This window comes from Psychrobacter sp. R86515 (genome assembly GCF_042466315.1).
Taxonomy (GTDB): domain Bacteria; phylum Pseudomonadota; class Gammaproteobacteria; order Pseudomonadales; family Moraxellaceae; genus Psychrobacter.
Genome location: NZ_JAXHCC010000001.1, coordinates 988,211 through 1,003,995 on the forward strand (window position 1 = coordinate 988,211; position 15,785 = coordinate 1,003,995).

Sequence of the window (15,785 nt, forward strand, 5' to 3'; positions counted from 1 at the left end):
TCGTCTAACGTATTTCAAGCATAGCTCTTATAGTAGCAATATTGATAATCAAAGGCATTGCAGATTAATTGAGGGTCATATGACGACATTATCTACTCTAAATAAGTTTAAAAAAGACGGTATCAAGTTCACGTGCTTGACCTGCTATGACTCGATGTTTGCACGAATGATGGAAAAAGCCGAAATTGACACGATTCTAATTGGCGATAGCTTGGGCATGGTTGTACAAGGTCATGATTCAACATTGCCTGTGACAGTCAACGATATGGCTTATCACACTGCCAATATTGCCCGTAGCAATAAACACGCGCTGATATTGGCTGATCTACCGTTTATGAGTTATGTGACACTGCCAGAAGCCGTTGCTAATAGCCGCACGCTGATGCAAGCAGGGGCGCATGTCATAAAAATCGAAGGCGGTAGCGAGCTGTGTGAATTAGTAACGACCTTAGCGCAAGCAGGTACACCAACTTGTGTGCATCTTGGTTTGACTCCGCAATCAGTCAACGTGTTTGGTGGTTATAAAATTCAAGGTCGCGGTGATGAGGCGGCTGATAAACTGCTTGCTGATGCCAAGGCAGTTGTAGCCGCTGGTGCCGCACTGCTGGTATTAGAATGTGTTCCAGCCGCACTTGCAAAAGCCGTTACTGAAGCCGTTGCCGTGCCAGTTATCGGTATTGGTGCTGGAGCCGATACTGATGGTCAGGTATTGGTTATGCACGATATGCTAGGTATGGCGCATGGCCGAGTGCCACGTTTTATCCATGATTTTTTAACAGATGATCGCAATAGTGCACACAGTATCGAAGGTGCTTTTGCGCTCTATCAGCAGTCAGTACGCGAAGGTAGTTTCCCGACTGAGCAGCACCAATTTAGCTGATTTTGAAGTTATTAAAGTTATTTACGCTATTGAACAACAGAACGTTTGAATAGAAGAAAAGTAATCATGTCTCCAATTATTTATCATGATATCTCGTCACTACGTGAAGCGCTGCAGCCTTATCGTGGCCAGCAATGTGACAAACAAGACCGTCAGCAGCGCATTGCGCTAGTACCAACGATGGGTAATCTACATGACGGTCATCTTGAGTTGGTAAGAATTGCCAAACAGCATGCAGATGTAGTGGTGGTCAGTATCTTCGTTAATCCTACTCAGTTTGGCGTTGGGGAAGATTTCGATAGCTATCCACGTACATTAGATGCAGACGTAGCTAAGCTTGCGACAGTGGATGCAGATTATGTGTTTGCACCTAGCATTGATGCAATGTACCCAGTATTACCACCACCTACTGCTGTGTTGGCAGGGGTTGTTGCCAATCAGTTATGCGGTCAATCACGTCCTGGACACTTTGATGGTGTTGGTATTGTTGTCGCTAAATTATTCAATATCGTACAACCAGATGTGGCAGTATTTGGACAAAAAGACTATCAGCAGCTTGCTATCATTAAACAGTTGGTACGTGACTTGAGTTATCCTATTAATATCATTGGCGCACCTATTGTTCGTGCTGATGATGGCTTAGCGCTATCATCGCGGAATCAATACTTAAGTGCAGATGAGCGTCAAGCTGCCCCTGTATTACATCAAGCATTGCAAGAATTAGCGAAGCGTTTGAAAAGTACGGCTCTTAGTCAGCAAGCATTTGATAAGCTATTAGTAGAGACGCGGACACGTATTAGTGACGCAGGTTTTATTATTGATTATCTGGAAATAAAGACTGAGGAGTTAGGTTCTGTCGTAAGTGACTCTACAACCTTTAATATAGAAAACAAAAATGTCGTTATTTTAGTCGCAGCATGGCTAGGAAAAGCGCGCTTGTTAGACAATCAGTTGGTAGTGGTAAGTTAGGCTTTTATGACATAGCAGTAGACTAGATACAATAGACTTGGATGAGTAGATCATGGGTGTAAGTCAGGATCAAAATAGTAATGCGGCAGCAACGATAGCGGATCAGACGTCTACGAATAAGCTCAGTATATTGGTGGTCTCAGGGCGTTCAGGATCTGGTAAGACCTCAGTATTGAACATCTTAGAAGATCTAGGCTATTACTCTATTGATAACCTACCGCTGTCTTTGTTACCTAATGCTGCTCATAAACTGGTTAATGAAAGCGGCATTTATCGTATTGCGCTGGGTGTCGATATTCGAACGCCACGTGCGGATTTATCTAACTTTGCAGTGACATATGCTTCTCTCAAGGAGACTTATGGGTCGCATGCGGTACAGATTTTATATGTGACTGCACAAGAGAGTACGCTGATAGCTCGTTTCAATGCGACGCGACGCGTACATCCGCTAATGTCACAAGATATTGACAGCGATAACGCTAAGCATATTGCCTTTAATTTACCCGCTGCTATCAAAAAAGAAGTTGAGCTATTAGAGCCAATTGCTGGTCATGCTGATATTAGGATTGATACCAGTAGCCTAAATATTCATCAGTTAAAAGACAGTTTGCGTGAACACATAGGTATGGACAATCAGATTGTCATCAATCTACTGTCTTTCGGTTTTAAATACGGTAGCCCTATCGACGCCGACTTTGTATTCGATGTTAGAATTTTACCGAATCCGCACTGGAACCCTGAGTTACGTGACTCGACAGGTCTGGATACTGAGGTAGGTGCATTCTTCTCAGATTATCCAGAAGTAGCAGAAATGATGGGTGATATTGATAAGTTTTTGACCCGCTGGCTACCAGAGTTTTTGCACAATAATCGTCATACGGTCACGGTTGCCATAGGCTGTACGGGCGGCAAACATCGCTCTGTTTTTATCACTGATCATCTACAACGCCGCCTTGCTGAGGCCATGCCTAAAGGCGTGAAGGTATTGGCAAAACACCGGGAAAAAAGTCGTTGGTAATGATATCAGACACTATTTAATTTATTAATTATTATTTTGGAAAGCTTTTATGATTGACTGGAAAGAACAGGATATGCGCGTTTCGCGCACAGAACTCAAAAAAGCCCATGAGCGCTTGCAGCAATTATCTATACCGCTTGCTAGCTTATCGAAAAAACAGCTAAAAGCTTTACCTGCTAGTGATTATTTTATGGCGGAGTTAATGGCATTGGCTGATATTACCAGCGCTAATGCTCGCAACCGTCAGACCAAACGTGTTGGCAAGCTGATGATTGAAGAAAATCGTCATGAGCTGATAAAGGCACTATTTGATGCCTTTTTTCCTAAAGAGCAAGTCTCAAAAATAGAGAGCTGGTACGAGCGTCTGAATATCAATGATGAAGGTACGCTCAAGCAGTTTGTGAAGCAATATAAGGCTTCTGAGCACCACAGTATGTATCAACTGTTATTATGGATAGAATATGCCAAACACATGCAAGATGATGAGTTGTTGGCAGAATCTAAAGCAGATTTGGCAAGTTATATTCGTGAAGTGGCTATTTTATCGCAGCTGAAAAAATAACATCTATATACCAAGCTAGAAATCTATTAATTAGAATTTTATTAGTTGAAAGATTAGTAGTTAAAAATGAGTAATTAAAAGACGTATAGCTAAAAGGTTAAGATGCAAAAAAGCCAATCAATTTATGATTGGCTTTGTTATGCACGACATACAGATATGCTGTACGTCATGTGAGTTATTCAAGTACTTATGGCTCGAATTATTTCTTTTCAGCGCGAGTTTTGTCAACTAAATAGTCAACAACTTTAGCAACTTTAGCGTTTTCACCAGTTACCACATATTTGCCTTGTACCACGACAGATGGAACACCAGTGATTTGATAACGCTTGGCGCCTTCTTGAGAGCGACCGATTTTTGTACCAACAGCGAATGAGTTATATAGGCTGTTAAATTTCTTTTCATCAACGCCTTTTGATGCATACCATTTGCTTAGTGACGCTTGATCAAACAGTTTCTTACCATCTTTATGGATAGCGTCAAATAATGCGTCATGAGTTTTGCTTTCAAAGCCTAAAAGCTGAGCCGCATAGAAACCGCGTGCATTGGCTTCCCAAACAGGGTTAAGTGCTGCTGGTGTCTTAAAGAAGGCAACATCTTTGTCTTTGGTTTTTGCCCATTTTTCCATGTGCGGGTTAAGCGCATTACAATGTGGGCAACCATACCAAAAGAATTCACGAACAATGATAGCATCACCGCTGATTTTCTCTGGGTTGTCTAGCACACGGTAATCTTTTCCAGCGACATAATCTGCAGCTTGTGCGCCCATAGAGGCAAGTCCAATGGCCATGGCTAGACCAGTCAGTGTGATGACACGTTTCATACTTTATCCTTGAGGTGTGGAGACTTAGAATGGGTTAAGAGGTTGGTGTCTATATGGTTATTAAACATGTGACACTTTAAAATATATAGCTTTTAAAGCGTCTAAACCAGACAGTGTCGAGTATAATCGAACAATAGCAAAGTATCGACTATGATAACGTAAAATGTATGTACTTGTGAATCGCATTCTTAACCGATAGTTGTAAAGCTGTTAGCTATTATTTAAGGTATATTGCTTGTTACTTTCTGAACCTACTGTTTCTCAAACGTCTGCTTTATTTCTATATGGAATTTAAGAGATTTAAAAGTATCAGGATGCGATATTGTCACGAAGATATGTATCTTTTCTATATCAAGATACTGCCCAAAAAACAGGGTAAAGTTTGAGTCTATTCACAATCGGTGACGATGTGCTTACGACAAAACTGCTACCCTCATGCTAATATTAAGCACATAATCGTGCACTGTAAACGATAATAACGATAGTGACAATCAAGGAATATACCATGAGCTCTGCTTTAAATTCTTCATCAACTTCAAATGATCAAAATAATAATAGCGCTTTCAATAGTACAGAGTCTACCACCATCAACGTAGATCCTAGCGAAGTCGAAAAATTTAATAACTTGGCGAGTGAGTGGTGGAGCAACACAGGGGCGTTTGCAACGCTACACGAGATCAATCCATTACGTTTAAACTGGATAGAAGAAAACGTCAAACGCGGCTATCAACACGCTGCTAATAAAACCGCTGAGCAAGGACTTGCTGGCAAAAAAGTACTCGATGTAGGGTGCGGCGGCGGAATATTGTCAGAATCTATGGCACGCCGCGATGCTGATGTGACAGGGATTGATTTAGGTACAGAAAACCTAAAAGCTGCTGCGTTACATGCAGAGCAAAGCCAGTTAGAGAATACGCTTCGCTATCAGCATATACCCGTTGAAGAGTTGGCAAAAACACATGCTGGTCAGTTTGATGTAGTGACTTGTATGGAGATGCTAGAGCACGTGCCAGATCCTAGCTCGATCGTGCAGGCTTGTTATGAGTTGTTAGCTCCTGGCGGTGTCTGTGTACTATCAACGATTAATCGCAATCCTAAGTCTTATCTGTTTGCCATCGTTGGTGCAGAGTATGTACTGCGGTTGCTTGATCGCGGTACCCATGACTATGCTAAATTTATTACGCCAGCAGAATTAGACAAAATGGCACTCAACACTGGATTTGTTCGTCAGGATATTATCGGTTTGCATTATAATCCGCTGACCAAACGCTACTGGCTTGCCCAAAACGTCGATGTTAATTATATGATAGCCGTACAAAAGCCATTGGTTTAATGCTGCACGCAGCCATTTATTTGCCATACTTTCACTAAACACGTCATCAATCTCAAGAGCATTCACTATGACCCAATTTGTAAAAGCTGTTTTATTTGACCTTGATGGGACATTAATCGATACTGCTGCTGATTTTGTTCGTATCATTGGTAAAATGAGTCTCGAAAATGACTGGCAGGCACCGCCTGAAGCGGAAATCCGCGAGCAAGTCTCTGCGGGTGCCTCGGCCATGGTGCAATTGATGCTAAGACATAACGATCAACTCGAAGTCAGCGAGGAAGAGTTGCTTGAGTTTCGTCAGCAGTTCTTAGATGATTATGAAGCAGATATCTGTGTCGATAGCTGCGTGTTTCAGGCGCTTGAAGCGGTACTGACTGAACTTGAAGCAAAGGGCGTGCCATGGGGTATCGTTACCAACAAGCCGCGTTATTTAGCCGAAAAGCTATTAAGTGAGATGCAACTGGATCAGCGCTGTGCAGTTTTGGTCTGTCCAGATGATGTATCACGTACCAAACCAGATCCAGAGCCAATGTATATGGCGCTAGAAAAACTCGGTATTCCGCGAGGGGCGGCAGGCTGCGTGCTCTATGTCGGTGACCATGTGCGTGATATTGAAGCTGGCAACGCCGCTGGCATGCCAACGATTTTGGCCGCTTATGGGTATATTCCACCTGAAGATCAAAAGTCTTTGAAAAAATGGGGCGCCGACTATATTACAGATACGCCTGAGCAGTTAAATAAATTACTGCTATCGTCTGGTAAGTTTGAGTATTTATAGACTGCTACATATCACCAGATTTACAACCATAAGCACATATCCTCAATGATTTAATGATAAGTAGTGAGCAATGCCATGAGTGACAATAATAATCAACCAGTCGATCCACAAGACAATAAACAAACTGTTCAAAGTCCTATTCAGCCTTTGACTCATGATGATATTCGTAGCTTTGTACCGTCCAGTAATTGCCTAGATGGTAAGACTATTTTGGTAACAGGAGCGGGGGATGGTATTGGTCGTGTTGCGGCATTGACCTATGCGCGTTATGGTGCCACTGTCTTATTGTTAGGCCGCACTAGCAGTAAGCTTGAATACGTCTACGATGAGATTGAGAGTCTTGGTGGTAAGCAGCCTGCTATGTTGCCGATGAATCTAGAAGGGGCGACTTACGCCGAAATGCAGCAGCTTGAGGGGCTGATTAATAAAGAAGTCGGCCAGTTAGATGGTATCTTGCATAATGCTGGTTTATTAGGACAACTGACGCCGCTTGAGATGTATGACGTCGATACTTTTGCCCAAGTGATGAAAGTCAATTTCACAGCGACTTTTATGCTGACTCAAGCGCTATTGCCGCTATTAAAAGATGCTGAGCATGGCTCTGTTGTTTTCACCTCTAGCACTGTAGGTACACATCCTCGCGCATTTTGGGGTGCTTATGCACTTTCCAAACAAGCAGTAGAAGGTATGAGTGATATCTTTACTCAAGAGACTCAGAACACCACCAATCTACGTTTCAATTGTGTCAACCCAGGTGGTACTCGCACTAACATGCGTGCGCATGCGTATCCAGGTGAAAACCCTATGAGCTTAAAAACACCTGAAGATATCATGGAAGGCTATGTCTGTCTGATGAGTGATGAGAGCATTGGCGTACGTGGTCAAGTGATTGAGCTACAACCTAAAGATTAGTAGCAAAGTTTTCAGGTGAGTCAAAATAATTACGTCGCTCTTTATGGATGATTTTATATACTATCGCAGGTTGCAATTAACCATAGCTAGCCCCATCTATTTGTTATTAAAGACATTTGTATTGTCTAATTATAATGAATAAAAAATAGGATAAGATTATGGCAGGTGGCTGGTCAAGAGATGGTGCTGAGCACGAACAGATGGATGCAACGGTCAATGATGCGTTGGAGCGAGCGCGACGTTCGTTACCGACAGGTGTGAGTGCTGAGCTGTGTGATGAATGTGGTAAACCTATTCCAGAGGCTCGGCGACTGGCGGTGCCCGGTATTCAGCATTGTGTTAGCTGTCAGACGGAGCTTGAGCAGGAAGCAAAAGCGGCTGAGCTATTTAACCGTCGTGGTAGTAAAGACAGTCAATTGCGTTAAAAAATAGTTAATTATGTTGAAAAAAGAAAGGGCGGACATTGCTAGATAAAATAGCAATGTCCGCCCTTTCTTTGTCTGTTGCTATATAACCAGTGCCATCAGTTCGCGATCGCACTCTTCCCAATCTATCAATAGTGATGACGCTTTGGCATCATTCTCAGTTTCTTCTATATCTGTATCGGCAGCATTTGTATCGAGAGTATTGCCTAATTGCAAAATAATTTCCAATCGACTATCAGTCTGTGGGTCAATGGTTTTAGTGGTTAGACTACCAGGGTTAAAATTGATCTGCAGCCAGCCATCAAAAGTATGTACCACGCCTTTGATACGTTGCCAATTTGGCAATGCTAACAACCAGTCCTGTAAATCGTCAGCGTTTAGTATGTAGTGTGCAGGTAGTCGCCATCCAGCCAATTGAAAATCTTGTTGCTCTTCATGGTAGCGATAGGGGAGGTCGCTATCAGCACTGGGCTGAGGATTGACCTGAGCTTCGGTCTCATCGGTAGAAGCACTTGATGATGAGGCAACTGCTAAAGAGTTGGCTTGAGACTGTAAACCAATCATCGATTTTTTAGGATTAGAGATACTTACTTTTCGTTGATTCGAAATGATAGAGCTGGGCTGAGTCAGTTGGTCGTTTAACGTAGACAAGTATGCATCTGCTACAAGTTTATTTGCTACAAACTTATCTGATGAATGGACGTCTGATGAGTCTGTTACCTCAGATGCCGTTAGTCCTGATGCTGCCCAAATAATTTTTACTTGTGAATTTAGCTTGGTTATCCATTCTACCAAGACCTGTTTTTCGCTAGTATTTAATTGGGTATAACGATTGATTATCAGCACATCGGCGTCACGGACGTGCGCTTGAAAACCGTCATGGTCACGATATTTAATCTGTTGCCACTGCTCGCCACTCAGTACGGTTATCACCGCATTCATTTTTAGGGCAGTTTGCCAATGCGGCGCACTGAGTTGTAATATCAGCTCACGTGGATGTGCCAATCCTGTGGGCTCGATTAACAATCGCTGTGGATGATGGTCACTGAGCAGACGACTGATCGCAATTTGTAAGGGCAGCTGACTGGTGCAGCAAATACAGCCACCACTGACCTCACGAATGGCGATATTTTTTTGCTCAAGCTCGTTATCTTGGGAGCTTGCTAGGAGTGCGCCATCAATACCGATACGACCAAACTCATTGATTAAGAGGGCCCAGCGCTCGTCATTCGGTTTTGTGGCCAGTAACTGATTAATTACGGTGGTTTTGCCAGCACCTAAAAACCCTGTCACTAACGTGCAGGGTATGTTTTGAAAAATAATTGGGTTTTTCACAGGTATGCTCATCATATTGGCACGTGTTTGAGAGTAACCAAACACGGCCTATATTAAAAGAAATTAGATCAGTCAAAAGTTATTCACTTTTGATGGTTTCTACCTCGGCTTCATCAGGAACGAACACGTAGCCAACGCCCCATACGGTCTGAATATAACGCGCTTGTGAAGGGTTGTCTTCAATCAGGCGACGCAGACGTGATACTTGGACGTCGATAGAACGCTCCATCGCACCCCATTCACGACCACGAGCAAGGTTCATCAACTTATCGCGGGTCAATGGCTCACGTGGATGCTGTACGAGCGCTTTTAATACTGAAAACTCACCTGTTGTCAAAGTGACTACGTTGCCATCACGTTTGAGCGTACGAGTTGATAAATCTAATGTCCATGGACCAAACTCGACCACTTCCATTTGATGACTTGGCGCACCTGGCAATTCACGGTTTTGACGACGTAATACAGCTTTGATACGCGCCAATAGCTCTTTTGGGTTAAAAGGCTTGGGCAAGTAATCATCTGCACCCGCTTCTAGACCTGCGATACGGTCAGCATCGCCACCCTTGGCAGTAAGCATAATGATAGGAATATCTGCATTGTCTTCACGCAGACGCTTACAGATACTGATACCGTCTTCACCTGGCAGCATCAAATCAAGCACGACTAAAGAGAAAAGCTCACGTTGCATGAGTTTGTCCATTTGACTGCCATCATGAGCGGTACGAACGACAAAACCGTCGTCTTCTAGGAAGCGTTGCAACAAAGAGCGCAGACGAGCGTCGTCATCGACGACTAAAATACGCTGAGTCAACGTGTCAGGGCTGTTGTTATCAGTCATACAGGCATCCTTTTATAAAAATTATTGTTATCAGAAACTACAAGTAAATAGCTATGAGCAAAAACACTGCCACTAATTATCATTATTTAATTATTGGTTACGAATAAGCACTTCATAAAATTAAAAACTATTGTTCAATATGTCAGCACATATCAATATTTGTGTTATTGATACTTTAGTGTATAAGATTGCACCGAGAATTGCATCACCCATGATAATAAATGCTGTATGCGTTTGTTTAACAAGTCCATAGGATGTGGATATAGAACGATTTGCGTCCTAAAATGCGCAATAAATAACGAAAAGATAAAAAGGATTTTTATTCATGCAGCTTTTGCTATAATGCAAAGCTACATTTCTCAACGATTGATACGTATATGAGTAGCACTGATACCTTAACGTCATCTCAAACCTCGACAAATGCACAGGTTTTAGATGCAACCACACACGCGAATATTCACGACAAGCTTGCTCGCGCGCTTGGCATTAAGACTGCTCAAGTCAATGCGTTTGTCAAACTTTATGATGAAGGCGCGACGGTTCCTTTTATTGCGCGTTACCGCAAAGAAAAGACTCAGAATCTTGATGATGCGCAGCTACGTGCTTTAGAGAAGTCTCTTAATTATGAGCGTGACATGGCAACACGTCGTCTCAAAATTACTGAGTTGTTAAGCACACAGGGCAATCTGACTGACGAGCTACAGACGCGTATCGATAATGCGACGTCTAAGCTTGAGCTTGAAGACATCTATCTGCCATACCGTCCGCGTCGTCGTTCACCTGCTGCCAAAGCTCGCGTCGCTGGTCTCGATACTGCTGCCCAAGCAGTCTTGACCCAAGAAATCACCCCGACGGAGGCCTTGGCTGATTATCAAGTCCAGTCAAGTATCACTGATGACAGTGGTAATGAAATCGAGGTTGATTTTAGCGATATCGAAAAACAACTTGCTGGCGTACAAGCGATTATCGTTGATGAATGGACACAAGCATTGGGCTTGCTAGATAACTTACGCAGTGGTTTTGCCAAAACTGCTAGTATCGTATCGAGCGTTGCGAGCGAAGAAAAGCGCGAAGTTGGTGAAAAATTCAAAGACTACTTTGAGCATAGCGAAAACCTTGCTCGATTGCCAAATCATCGCCTATTGGCGATGTTACGTGGCCGTCAAGAAAACGTCTTGGGTCTAAAGATTGAAGGCGAAGACGCACCCTTTATCGAAAAAATCATCAGTCATTTCGATGTCGATGCCAAAGCGCCAGCAGCACGCCGTGAGTTTTTGGCAGAGGCCGCCAGTAGCTTGTGGAAAGACAAATGGCGTCCGCATATCGAGCATCGCCTATTAACTGAAAAGCGCCTAGCCGCAGAAGCGGATGCGATTGATGTGTTCGCTAGCAACTTACAGCATTTGCTAATGTCTGCACCTGCAGGTCCTAAAGTAATCTTGGGTGTCGATCCTGGTATCCGTCATGGCGTAAAAATGGCCATCGTCGATGCGCAAGGTCATGTCATGTCAGATAGCGAAGAGAAGCCTGTCATAGCGACAGTGTATCCGTTTGCACCTGATAATAAGATGGATGAAGCCAAAAAAGTCATCGATGCGCTGTTGAGTACTTATAACGTTGATTTGGTCGCTATCGGTAATGGTACGGCAAGTCGCGAAACAGATGCGATGATCAAAGAGATTTTGGCTGCGAACGATGCACTAAAAGCCAAAGCTGTCATTGTTAATGAGTCGGGCGCGTCTGTTTATTCAGCGAGTGAACTTGCTAGTGATGAGCTTGCCAATCTAGACGTTTCTGTACGCGGTGCAGTTTCTATTGCGCGTCGCTTGCAAGATCCATTGTCAGAGCTTGTTAAAGTTGATCCAAAAGCAATTGGCGTTGGTCAATATCAGCATGACGTCAATCAAAACCAGCTTGCAGACAGTCTGGATAAAGTAACTCAAGATAGCGTGAATGCCGTGGGTGTGGATGTAAACACAGCCAGTCCAGCTATCTTAGCTCACATCGCAGGTCTTAACCGCAATGTGGCGCAGCAAATCGTCACTTATCGCAAAGAGCATGGTGCATTTGATAGCCGTGAAGCGCTCAAAAACGTCCCACGTCTAGGCGCTAAGACATTTGAGCAAGCAGCCGGTTTCTTGCGTATTCATAATGGTAGCAATCCATTAGATGCCACTGGTGTGCATCCAGAGAGTTATGCATTGGTGGATAGCTTACTCGCACAGGCTGGCAAGCCGTTGTCAGAAGTCATCGGTAATGATGGCGTGTTAAATACTATCGATACGACTACACTGGCTGCTAACGATGATAATGTCAGCGTAAAAGCGATTATCGAAGAGCTTGCTAAACCTGCTCGCGATCCTCGTCCTGAGTTTAAAACGGCCAATTTCCGTGATGACGTCAATAGCATCAAAGATTTGAGCGAAGGTATGACGTTAGAAGGGGTAGTCACCAACGTAACGGCCTTTGGTTGTTTCGTTGATGTTGGCGTACATCAGGATGGTTTGGTACATATCTCGCAGATGGCCAATGACTTTGTCGCAGATCCTATGAATCGTGTTAAACCTGGCGATATCGTATCGGTACGGGTTATCTCCATCGATGAGAAACGTGGTCGTATCGGCTTTAGCATGAAACCTGAATCTGAAAAACCTGTCCGTACGGCTGCTAAGTCTACGACAGCTAATACAGATGGCGAGAAAACCAGTCGCGCACGCAACAATAATACCAATAGTGACCGTCCAAATAATAGCCGTCCAGCTGCTGACAAACGTCCGTCTAAGCCACGTGGAAAACGTCAGGATAAAGACAACGCGAGCAATCGTAGTAAGCCAGTGAAAAATGATAAAGCTGAAGCCCCAAGTAAAATGGGTACATTCGGCGCTTTATTACAAGAAGCTGGTGTGACTAAAACTAAGAAATAAATACTGATAAAAATAGCTAAAATTTATAATCATGTACAATAAAAAGGCAGCCATATGGCTGCCTTTTTATATAAGTAGTACGCTTATAAACTAATCAAATAAACTACCTATCTGCTTAGCGTGATACAGCGATACGACGGTTTTCTTTGAACTGTACATTTGCTGGCTGAGTAGCTAATAACTCACCACGCTTGTCTTTTTTCTTTTCCTGCAAAGTACTAGCAGCATCTGCAACTTTATTCTCAATAGCCGCTTCACCAGCGATTAACGGCTGATAGTCTGCATTACTGTGTTGCATGTTAGGCGCTTGAGCGTTCTGCACAGGAGCCTGAGCAGTTGTAGCAGTAGTCATTGCTGCCGCATTGGTTGTTGCTTGAGCGTTATTTATCAAAGCTGCGTTATCATCGCTTGCTTCATTATCCATATCGTCAGTTTCGTCGTTCATTTCATCTGCTTCATTACCCATGTCCATATCGACATCAGCAGTGTTTGACTCTTCGACATCTACAGCGCCAGGTTGAGTCGCGAGCAACTCACCATCAGGACCTCCTATTTCGGCTTGCACAGTGCTCTCGACAGCAGCATTACGCATATCTGCTGGCATTAGATCGCTATTGTTAACGGGTGCTGCCATTGCCATAGTTGGTAGTACAAGGGTAGCGCCGACGATTAGTGATAAAACATTCTTTTTCATTATAAAACTCCATGATACATAATTAGCAATAGTTAAAAACGATAACTCATATTTAATGTTGAGCCGTTTTTATTTAAAAGTCTCTACAAATACTGTATGCAAATTATCAACGATGTAGTTTATATTTCAGTAGCAAACTCATTAATGTTCTAACAGTTTAATGTTTTCTTGTGACGTTATGAAACTGTCATACTTAAAGTCTAGCTGATATTTTAACTTCTAGATTTTTCAAAAACTCATTAGTAGCAAAGGTTGATTTTGTTATTAAAGCTGTTAATAAATGAATCTGTTAATTATAAATATCTACCAATGTCTCTAGTATTCAACATATGAATATTTGATTACTTATAGTTGTTGTTTAAACTTAGCTGATTGTTATTAATGGTTTTTTTAGTGCTATCTGTCAGTATTATAGAGACTTTTATCAGTAGTTTTTATTTATAATTGAAAGCCAGTGTTTAGATAACTCTTAAATTCTAGTATATAAATTTTTTGGTTATATGTATTTAATTAAACTAATGTTTACATATAATTTTTCTACAACACCTATAAAATGATAGTAGCAATATTGGATTAATGGTTAGTATCATAAAGTATTAAATAATCGGGAAACAGAAACATTGTTCACCAAAAAAATACGTTGTTCTCAATTTAATTCTAGCTAAAATTTTAAAGTAGATAATAAAAAACCGTATCTTGAAAATAAGATACGGTCGTAAAAACATTGAGCCTTTGTCATCATGCGATAGATTAACTATCAATCACTTCAAAGCTAAGACCAGAATGTGCTTCTAAGCGAGTTATAAGCTTATTACCCATCGCAGATGCTGGTGTCCAGAACCCGCCGCCAACGTCCTCTTTGCTGATATCTTGTGCCAGACATAATGCCGCCTGCGAAATCATACGAGAGGTACTGCCATAACCAGGATCTCGATCACCTGTTACTTTAACGGTAATAGTGTCATTTTTGGCCGTTTGTCCAAAGTGACGAATATCAAAGTAGCCGTTCTCTTGCTCGTCCTTAGAAGGGCCTGAGCCAGCTTTTGGTAAGACGTGCTTGGATAGTAACTCGCGACTTGGTTTGATCATCATCGCAGTGGCAAAGCCCAATAAACCTGCGCTCATAGCATAGCTAGACAGTTTTCCTTTGACGCCGTCTTTCATCCACATTGCTTCGTCATACTTGAAATCGCGACCGTACTCATAGCTGAGTAGTTGGTTAGTGCGATGGACGATACGCGTATTGATGGTGGCCATGACGAACGGTGCTAACCAGCGCTTATGATTGCTGTCATATACTGGTTTGCTGACATTGTCCTGACGTACGTTTGGTGCATCAGTATCATCGTTTAACAAGTAAGGATTGGCCACTTGTTTTCGACGTGCTTTGTCCTCACCAGCTTCTTCAAATATTGATGCCATCGATGCGATAGTACCGCCTGAGATACCACCTTTGGCTGCTTTGACACGCATATGGATGACATTACAGGTCTCGCCGAACTTCTCTTCTGCTTTGGCTTGGGTAAAGTACGCACCCAAATCCGACGGGATAGAGTCAAAACCACAAGAGTTAACAATACGGGCACCACTTTGCTTGGCAGTGTTTTGGTACTTATCCATCATATCTTTGATGAAAATAGCCTCACCAGTAAGGTCGACATAATCCGTACCGTTTTCAGCACAAGATTTGATCAGTGGCTCACCATATTTCAGATATGGGCCGACAGTAGAAATGATGACTTGAGTTTGTTTGGTCATCTTATCAAGGCTGGTAGCATCGTTACTGTTGGCAATAATAATGTCTACCTTACTCTCAAGTTTGGCCTGTAGCTTATTGAGCTTGTCTTCATCGCGACCTGCGATTGCCCATGATACGTTTGAGCCATCTTCTTTCTTATTATTTGATAAAAAATTGGTTAAATAGTGGGCAGTGATCTGACCGACGAAACTTGTCGCGCCATATAGAACAACTGCATAAGGGCGTGTGTCGCCGCTGGTTTTTTGTATAGGGTTTTCAGTATCCGTATTGGTATCCATATGTATTGTCCTTAATAGATTTCAGAATAAGTGGATAGTAAACTATAAACCAAGTCGTTTGATTAGGTTAGAGGTTTGTGAGGTCGCTACAGTTTATAGTTTGCAGCCTACCTCACATACTACTTCACATATAACGTGAGAAATTTAAAATAGTTCTGCCTGCAGTTAGAGGAACAGAGTCCAGTAAAAGAGCATGCAGTTAAACAACTCTCAGTTAAATAACGCTGTATCCAGAAATATAATTCTATTTCGAAAATATC

The 15,785-nt window shown here is 42.5% G+C and carries 14 protein-coding genes; 9 read left to right on the plus strand and 5 right to left on the minus strand.

Annotated elements, in window-relative coordinates; all coding sequences use genetic code 11:
• Window positions 1-79 precede the first annotated feature (79 nt).
• The 4 genes from panB to yjgA all read left to right on the plus strand — a co-directional run bounded on the left by panB (window position 80) and on the right by yjgA (window position 3,429).
• Complete coding sequence (gene panB / locus SJY28_RS04180; RefSeq protein ID WP_379543539.1) at window positions 80-880, plus strand: 3-methyl-2-oxobutanoate hydroxymethyltransferase; 801 nt, start codon at window positions 80-82, stop codon at window positions 878-880.
• Window positions 881-946: 66 nt separating this feature from the next.
• On the plus strand, window positions 947-1,849 hold the full coding sequence (gene panC, locus SJY28_RS04185; RefSeq protein ID WP_379543541.1) for a pantoate--beta-alanine ligase: 903 nt from the start codon (window positions 947-949) through the stop codon (window positions 1,847-1,849).
• Window positions 1,850-1,901: 52 nt separating this feature from the next.
• Complete coding sequence (gene rapZ, locus SJY28_RS04190; protein WP_379543542.1) at window positions 1,902-2,867, plus strand: RNase adapter RapZ; 966 nt, start codon at window positions 1,902-1,904, stop codon at window positions 2,865-2,867.
• A 49-nt stretch (window positions 2,868-2,916) separates the two neighbouring features.
• The gene (yjgA, locus tag SJY28_RS04195) at window positions 2,917-3,429 is read left to right on the plus strand and encodes a ribosome biogenesis factor YjgA (protein WP_057757930.1); all 513 of its coding nucleotides are present in this window, start codon (window positions 2,917-2,919) and stop codon (window positions 3,427-3,429) included.
• Window positions 3,430-3,628: 199 nt separating this feature from the next.
• Here yjgA and SJY28_RS04200 read toward each other — a convergent pair whose 3' ends face one another.
• Window positions 3,629-4,249 (minus strand): thiol:disulfide interchange protein DsbA/DsbL, encoded by a 621-nt coding sequence (locus tag SJY28_RS04200; RefSeq protein WP_057757933.1) that lies wholly within the window; start codon window positions 4,247-4,249, stop codon window positions 3,629-3,631.
• Between the two features lie 505 nt (window positions 4,250-4,754).
• On the opposite strand from SJY28_RS04200, the gene ubiG reads away from it, so the two are divergent.
• The 4 genes from ubiG (at window position 4,755) to SJY28_RS04220 (ending at window position 7,697) form a co-directional block, all read left to right on the plus strand.
• Entirely contained in the window at window positions 4,755-5,582 is an 828-nt protein-coding gene (gene ubiG, locus SJY28_RS04205; protein ID WP_379543543.1) for a bifunctional 2-polyprenyl-6-hydroxyphenol methylase/3-demethylubiquinol 3-O-methyltransferase UbiG, read from the plus strand.
• Window positions 5,583-5,649: 67 nt separating this feature from the next.
• Complete coding sequence (locus SJY28_RS04210; protein ID WP_191114535.1) at window positions 5,650-6,360, plus strand: HAD family hydrolase; 711 nt, start codon at window positions 5,650-5,652, stop codon at window positions 6,358-6,360.
• 75 nt (window positions 6,361-6,435) lie between these two features.
• Entirely contained in the window at window positions 6,436-7,272 is an 837-nt protein-coding gene (locus SJY28_RS04215; protein WP_379543544.1) for a YciK family oxidoreductase, read from the plus strand.
• Window positions 7,273-7,430: 158 nt separating this feature from the next.
• Window positions 7,431-7,697 carry a DksA/TraR family C4-type zinc finger protein gene (locus SJY28_RS04220; RefSeq protein ID WP_101204603.1) on the plus strand — a complete coding sequence of 89 codons (267 nt, stop codon included), beginning with the start codon at window positions 7,431-7,433 and terminating at the stop codon, window positions 7,695-7,697.
• 81 nt (window positions 7,698-7,778) lie between these two features.
• Here the strand turns inward: SJY28_RS04220 and SJY28_RS04225 are convergent, their stop codons facing one another.
• Complete coding sequence (locus SJY28_RS04225) at window positions 7,779-9,032, minus strand: CobW family GTP-binding protein (RefSeq protein WP_379543545.1); 1,254 nt, start codon at window positions 9,030-9,032, stop codon at window positions 7,779-7,781.
• A gap of 79 nt (window positions 9,033-9,111) precedes the next feature.
• Window positions 9,112-9,870 (minus strand): two-component system response regulator OmpR, encoded by a 759-nt coding sequence (ompR, locus tag SJY28_RS04230; protein ID WP_057757943.1) that lies wholly within the window; start codon window positions 9,868-9,870, stop codon window positions 9,112-9,114.
• A gap of 377 nt (window positions 9,871-10,247) precedes the next feature.
• On the opposite strand from ompR, the gene SJY28_RS04235 reads away from it, so the two are divergent.
• Window positions 10,248-12,794 carry a Tex family protein gene (locus SJY28_RS04235; RefSeq protein WP_379543547.1) on the plus strand — a complete coding sequence of 849 codons (2,547 nt, stop codon included), beginning with the start codon at window positions 10,248-10,250 and terminating at the stop codon, window positions 12,792-12,794.
• A gap of 115 nt (window positions 12,795-12,909) precedes the next feature.
• On the opposite strand, the gene SJY28_RS04240 is transcribed toward SJY28_RS04235, so the two are convergent.
• Together SJY28_RS04240 and SJY28_RS04245 are read right to left on the minus strand one after the other, a co-directional pair.
• Entirely contained in the window at window positions 12,910-13,488 is a 579-nt protein-coding gene (locus SJY28_RS04240; RefSeq protein WP_379543548.1) for a hypothetical protein, read from the minus strand.
• A 750-nt stretch (window positions 13,489-14,238) separates the two neighbouring features.
• Window positions 14,239-15,525: a saccharopine dehydrogenase family protein gene (locus SJY28_RS04245; protein WP_379543549.1), complete on the minus strand. Its 1,287-nt coding sequence runs from the start codon at window positions 15,523-15,525 to the stop codon at window positions 14,239-14,241.
• Window positions 15,526-15,785 lie beyond the last annotated feature (260 nt).

Bases quoted from the DNA above. Each gene is read 5' to 3' on its own strand.
- panB (WP_379543539.1), top strand. From the start codon at position 80: ATGACGACATTATCTACTCTAAATAAGTTTAAAAAAGACGGTATCAAG.
- panC (WP_379543541.1), top strand. From the start codon at position 947: ATGTCTCCAATTATTTATCATGATATCTCGTCACTACGTGAAGCGCTG.
- rapZ (WP_379543542.1), top strand. From the start codon at position 1,902: ATGGGTGTAAGTCAGGATCAAAATAGTAATGCGGCAGCAACGATAGCG.
- yjgA (WP_057757930.1), top strand. From the start codon at position 2,917: ATGATTGACTGGAAAGAACAGGATATGCGCGTTTCGCGCACAGAACTC.
- SJY28_RS04200 (WP_057757933.1), bottom strand. From the start codon at position 4,249: ATGAAACGTGTCATCACACTGACTGGTCTAGCCATGGCCATTGGACTT.
- ubiG (WP_379543543.1), top strand. From the start codon at position 4,755: ATGAGCTCTGCTTTAAATTCTTCATCAACTTCAAATGATCAAAATAAT.
- SJY28_RS04210 (WP_191114535.1), top strand. From the start codon at position 5,650: ATGACCCAATTTGTAAAAGCTGTTTTATTTGACCTTGATGGGACATTA.
- SJY28_RS04215 (WP_379543544.1), top strand. From the start codon at position 6,436: ATGAGTGACAATAATAATCAACCAGTCGATCCACAAGACAATAAACAA.
- SJY28_RS04220 (WP_101204603.1), top strand. From the start codon at position 7,431: ATGGCAGGTGGCTGGTCAAGAGATGGTGCTGAGCACGAACAGATGGAT.
- ompR (WP_057757943.1), bottom strand. From the start codon at position 9,870: ATGACTGATAACAACAGCCCTGACACGTTGACTCAGCGTATTTTAGTC.
- SJY28_RS04235 (WP_379543547.1), top strand. From the start codon at position 10,248: ATGAGTAGCACTGATACCTTAACGTCATCTCAAACCTCGACAAATGCA.
- SJY28_RS04240 (WP_379543548.1), bottom strand. From the start codon at position 13,488: ATGAAAAAGAATGTTTTATCACTAATCGTCGGCGCTACCCTTGTACTA.
- SJY28_RS04245 (WP_379543549.1), bottom strand. From the start codon at position 15,525: ATGGATACCAATACGGATACTGAAAACCCTATACAAAAAACCAGCGGC.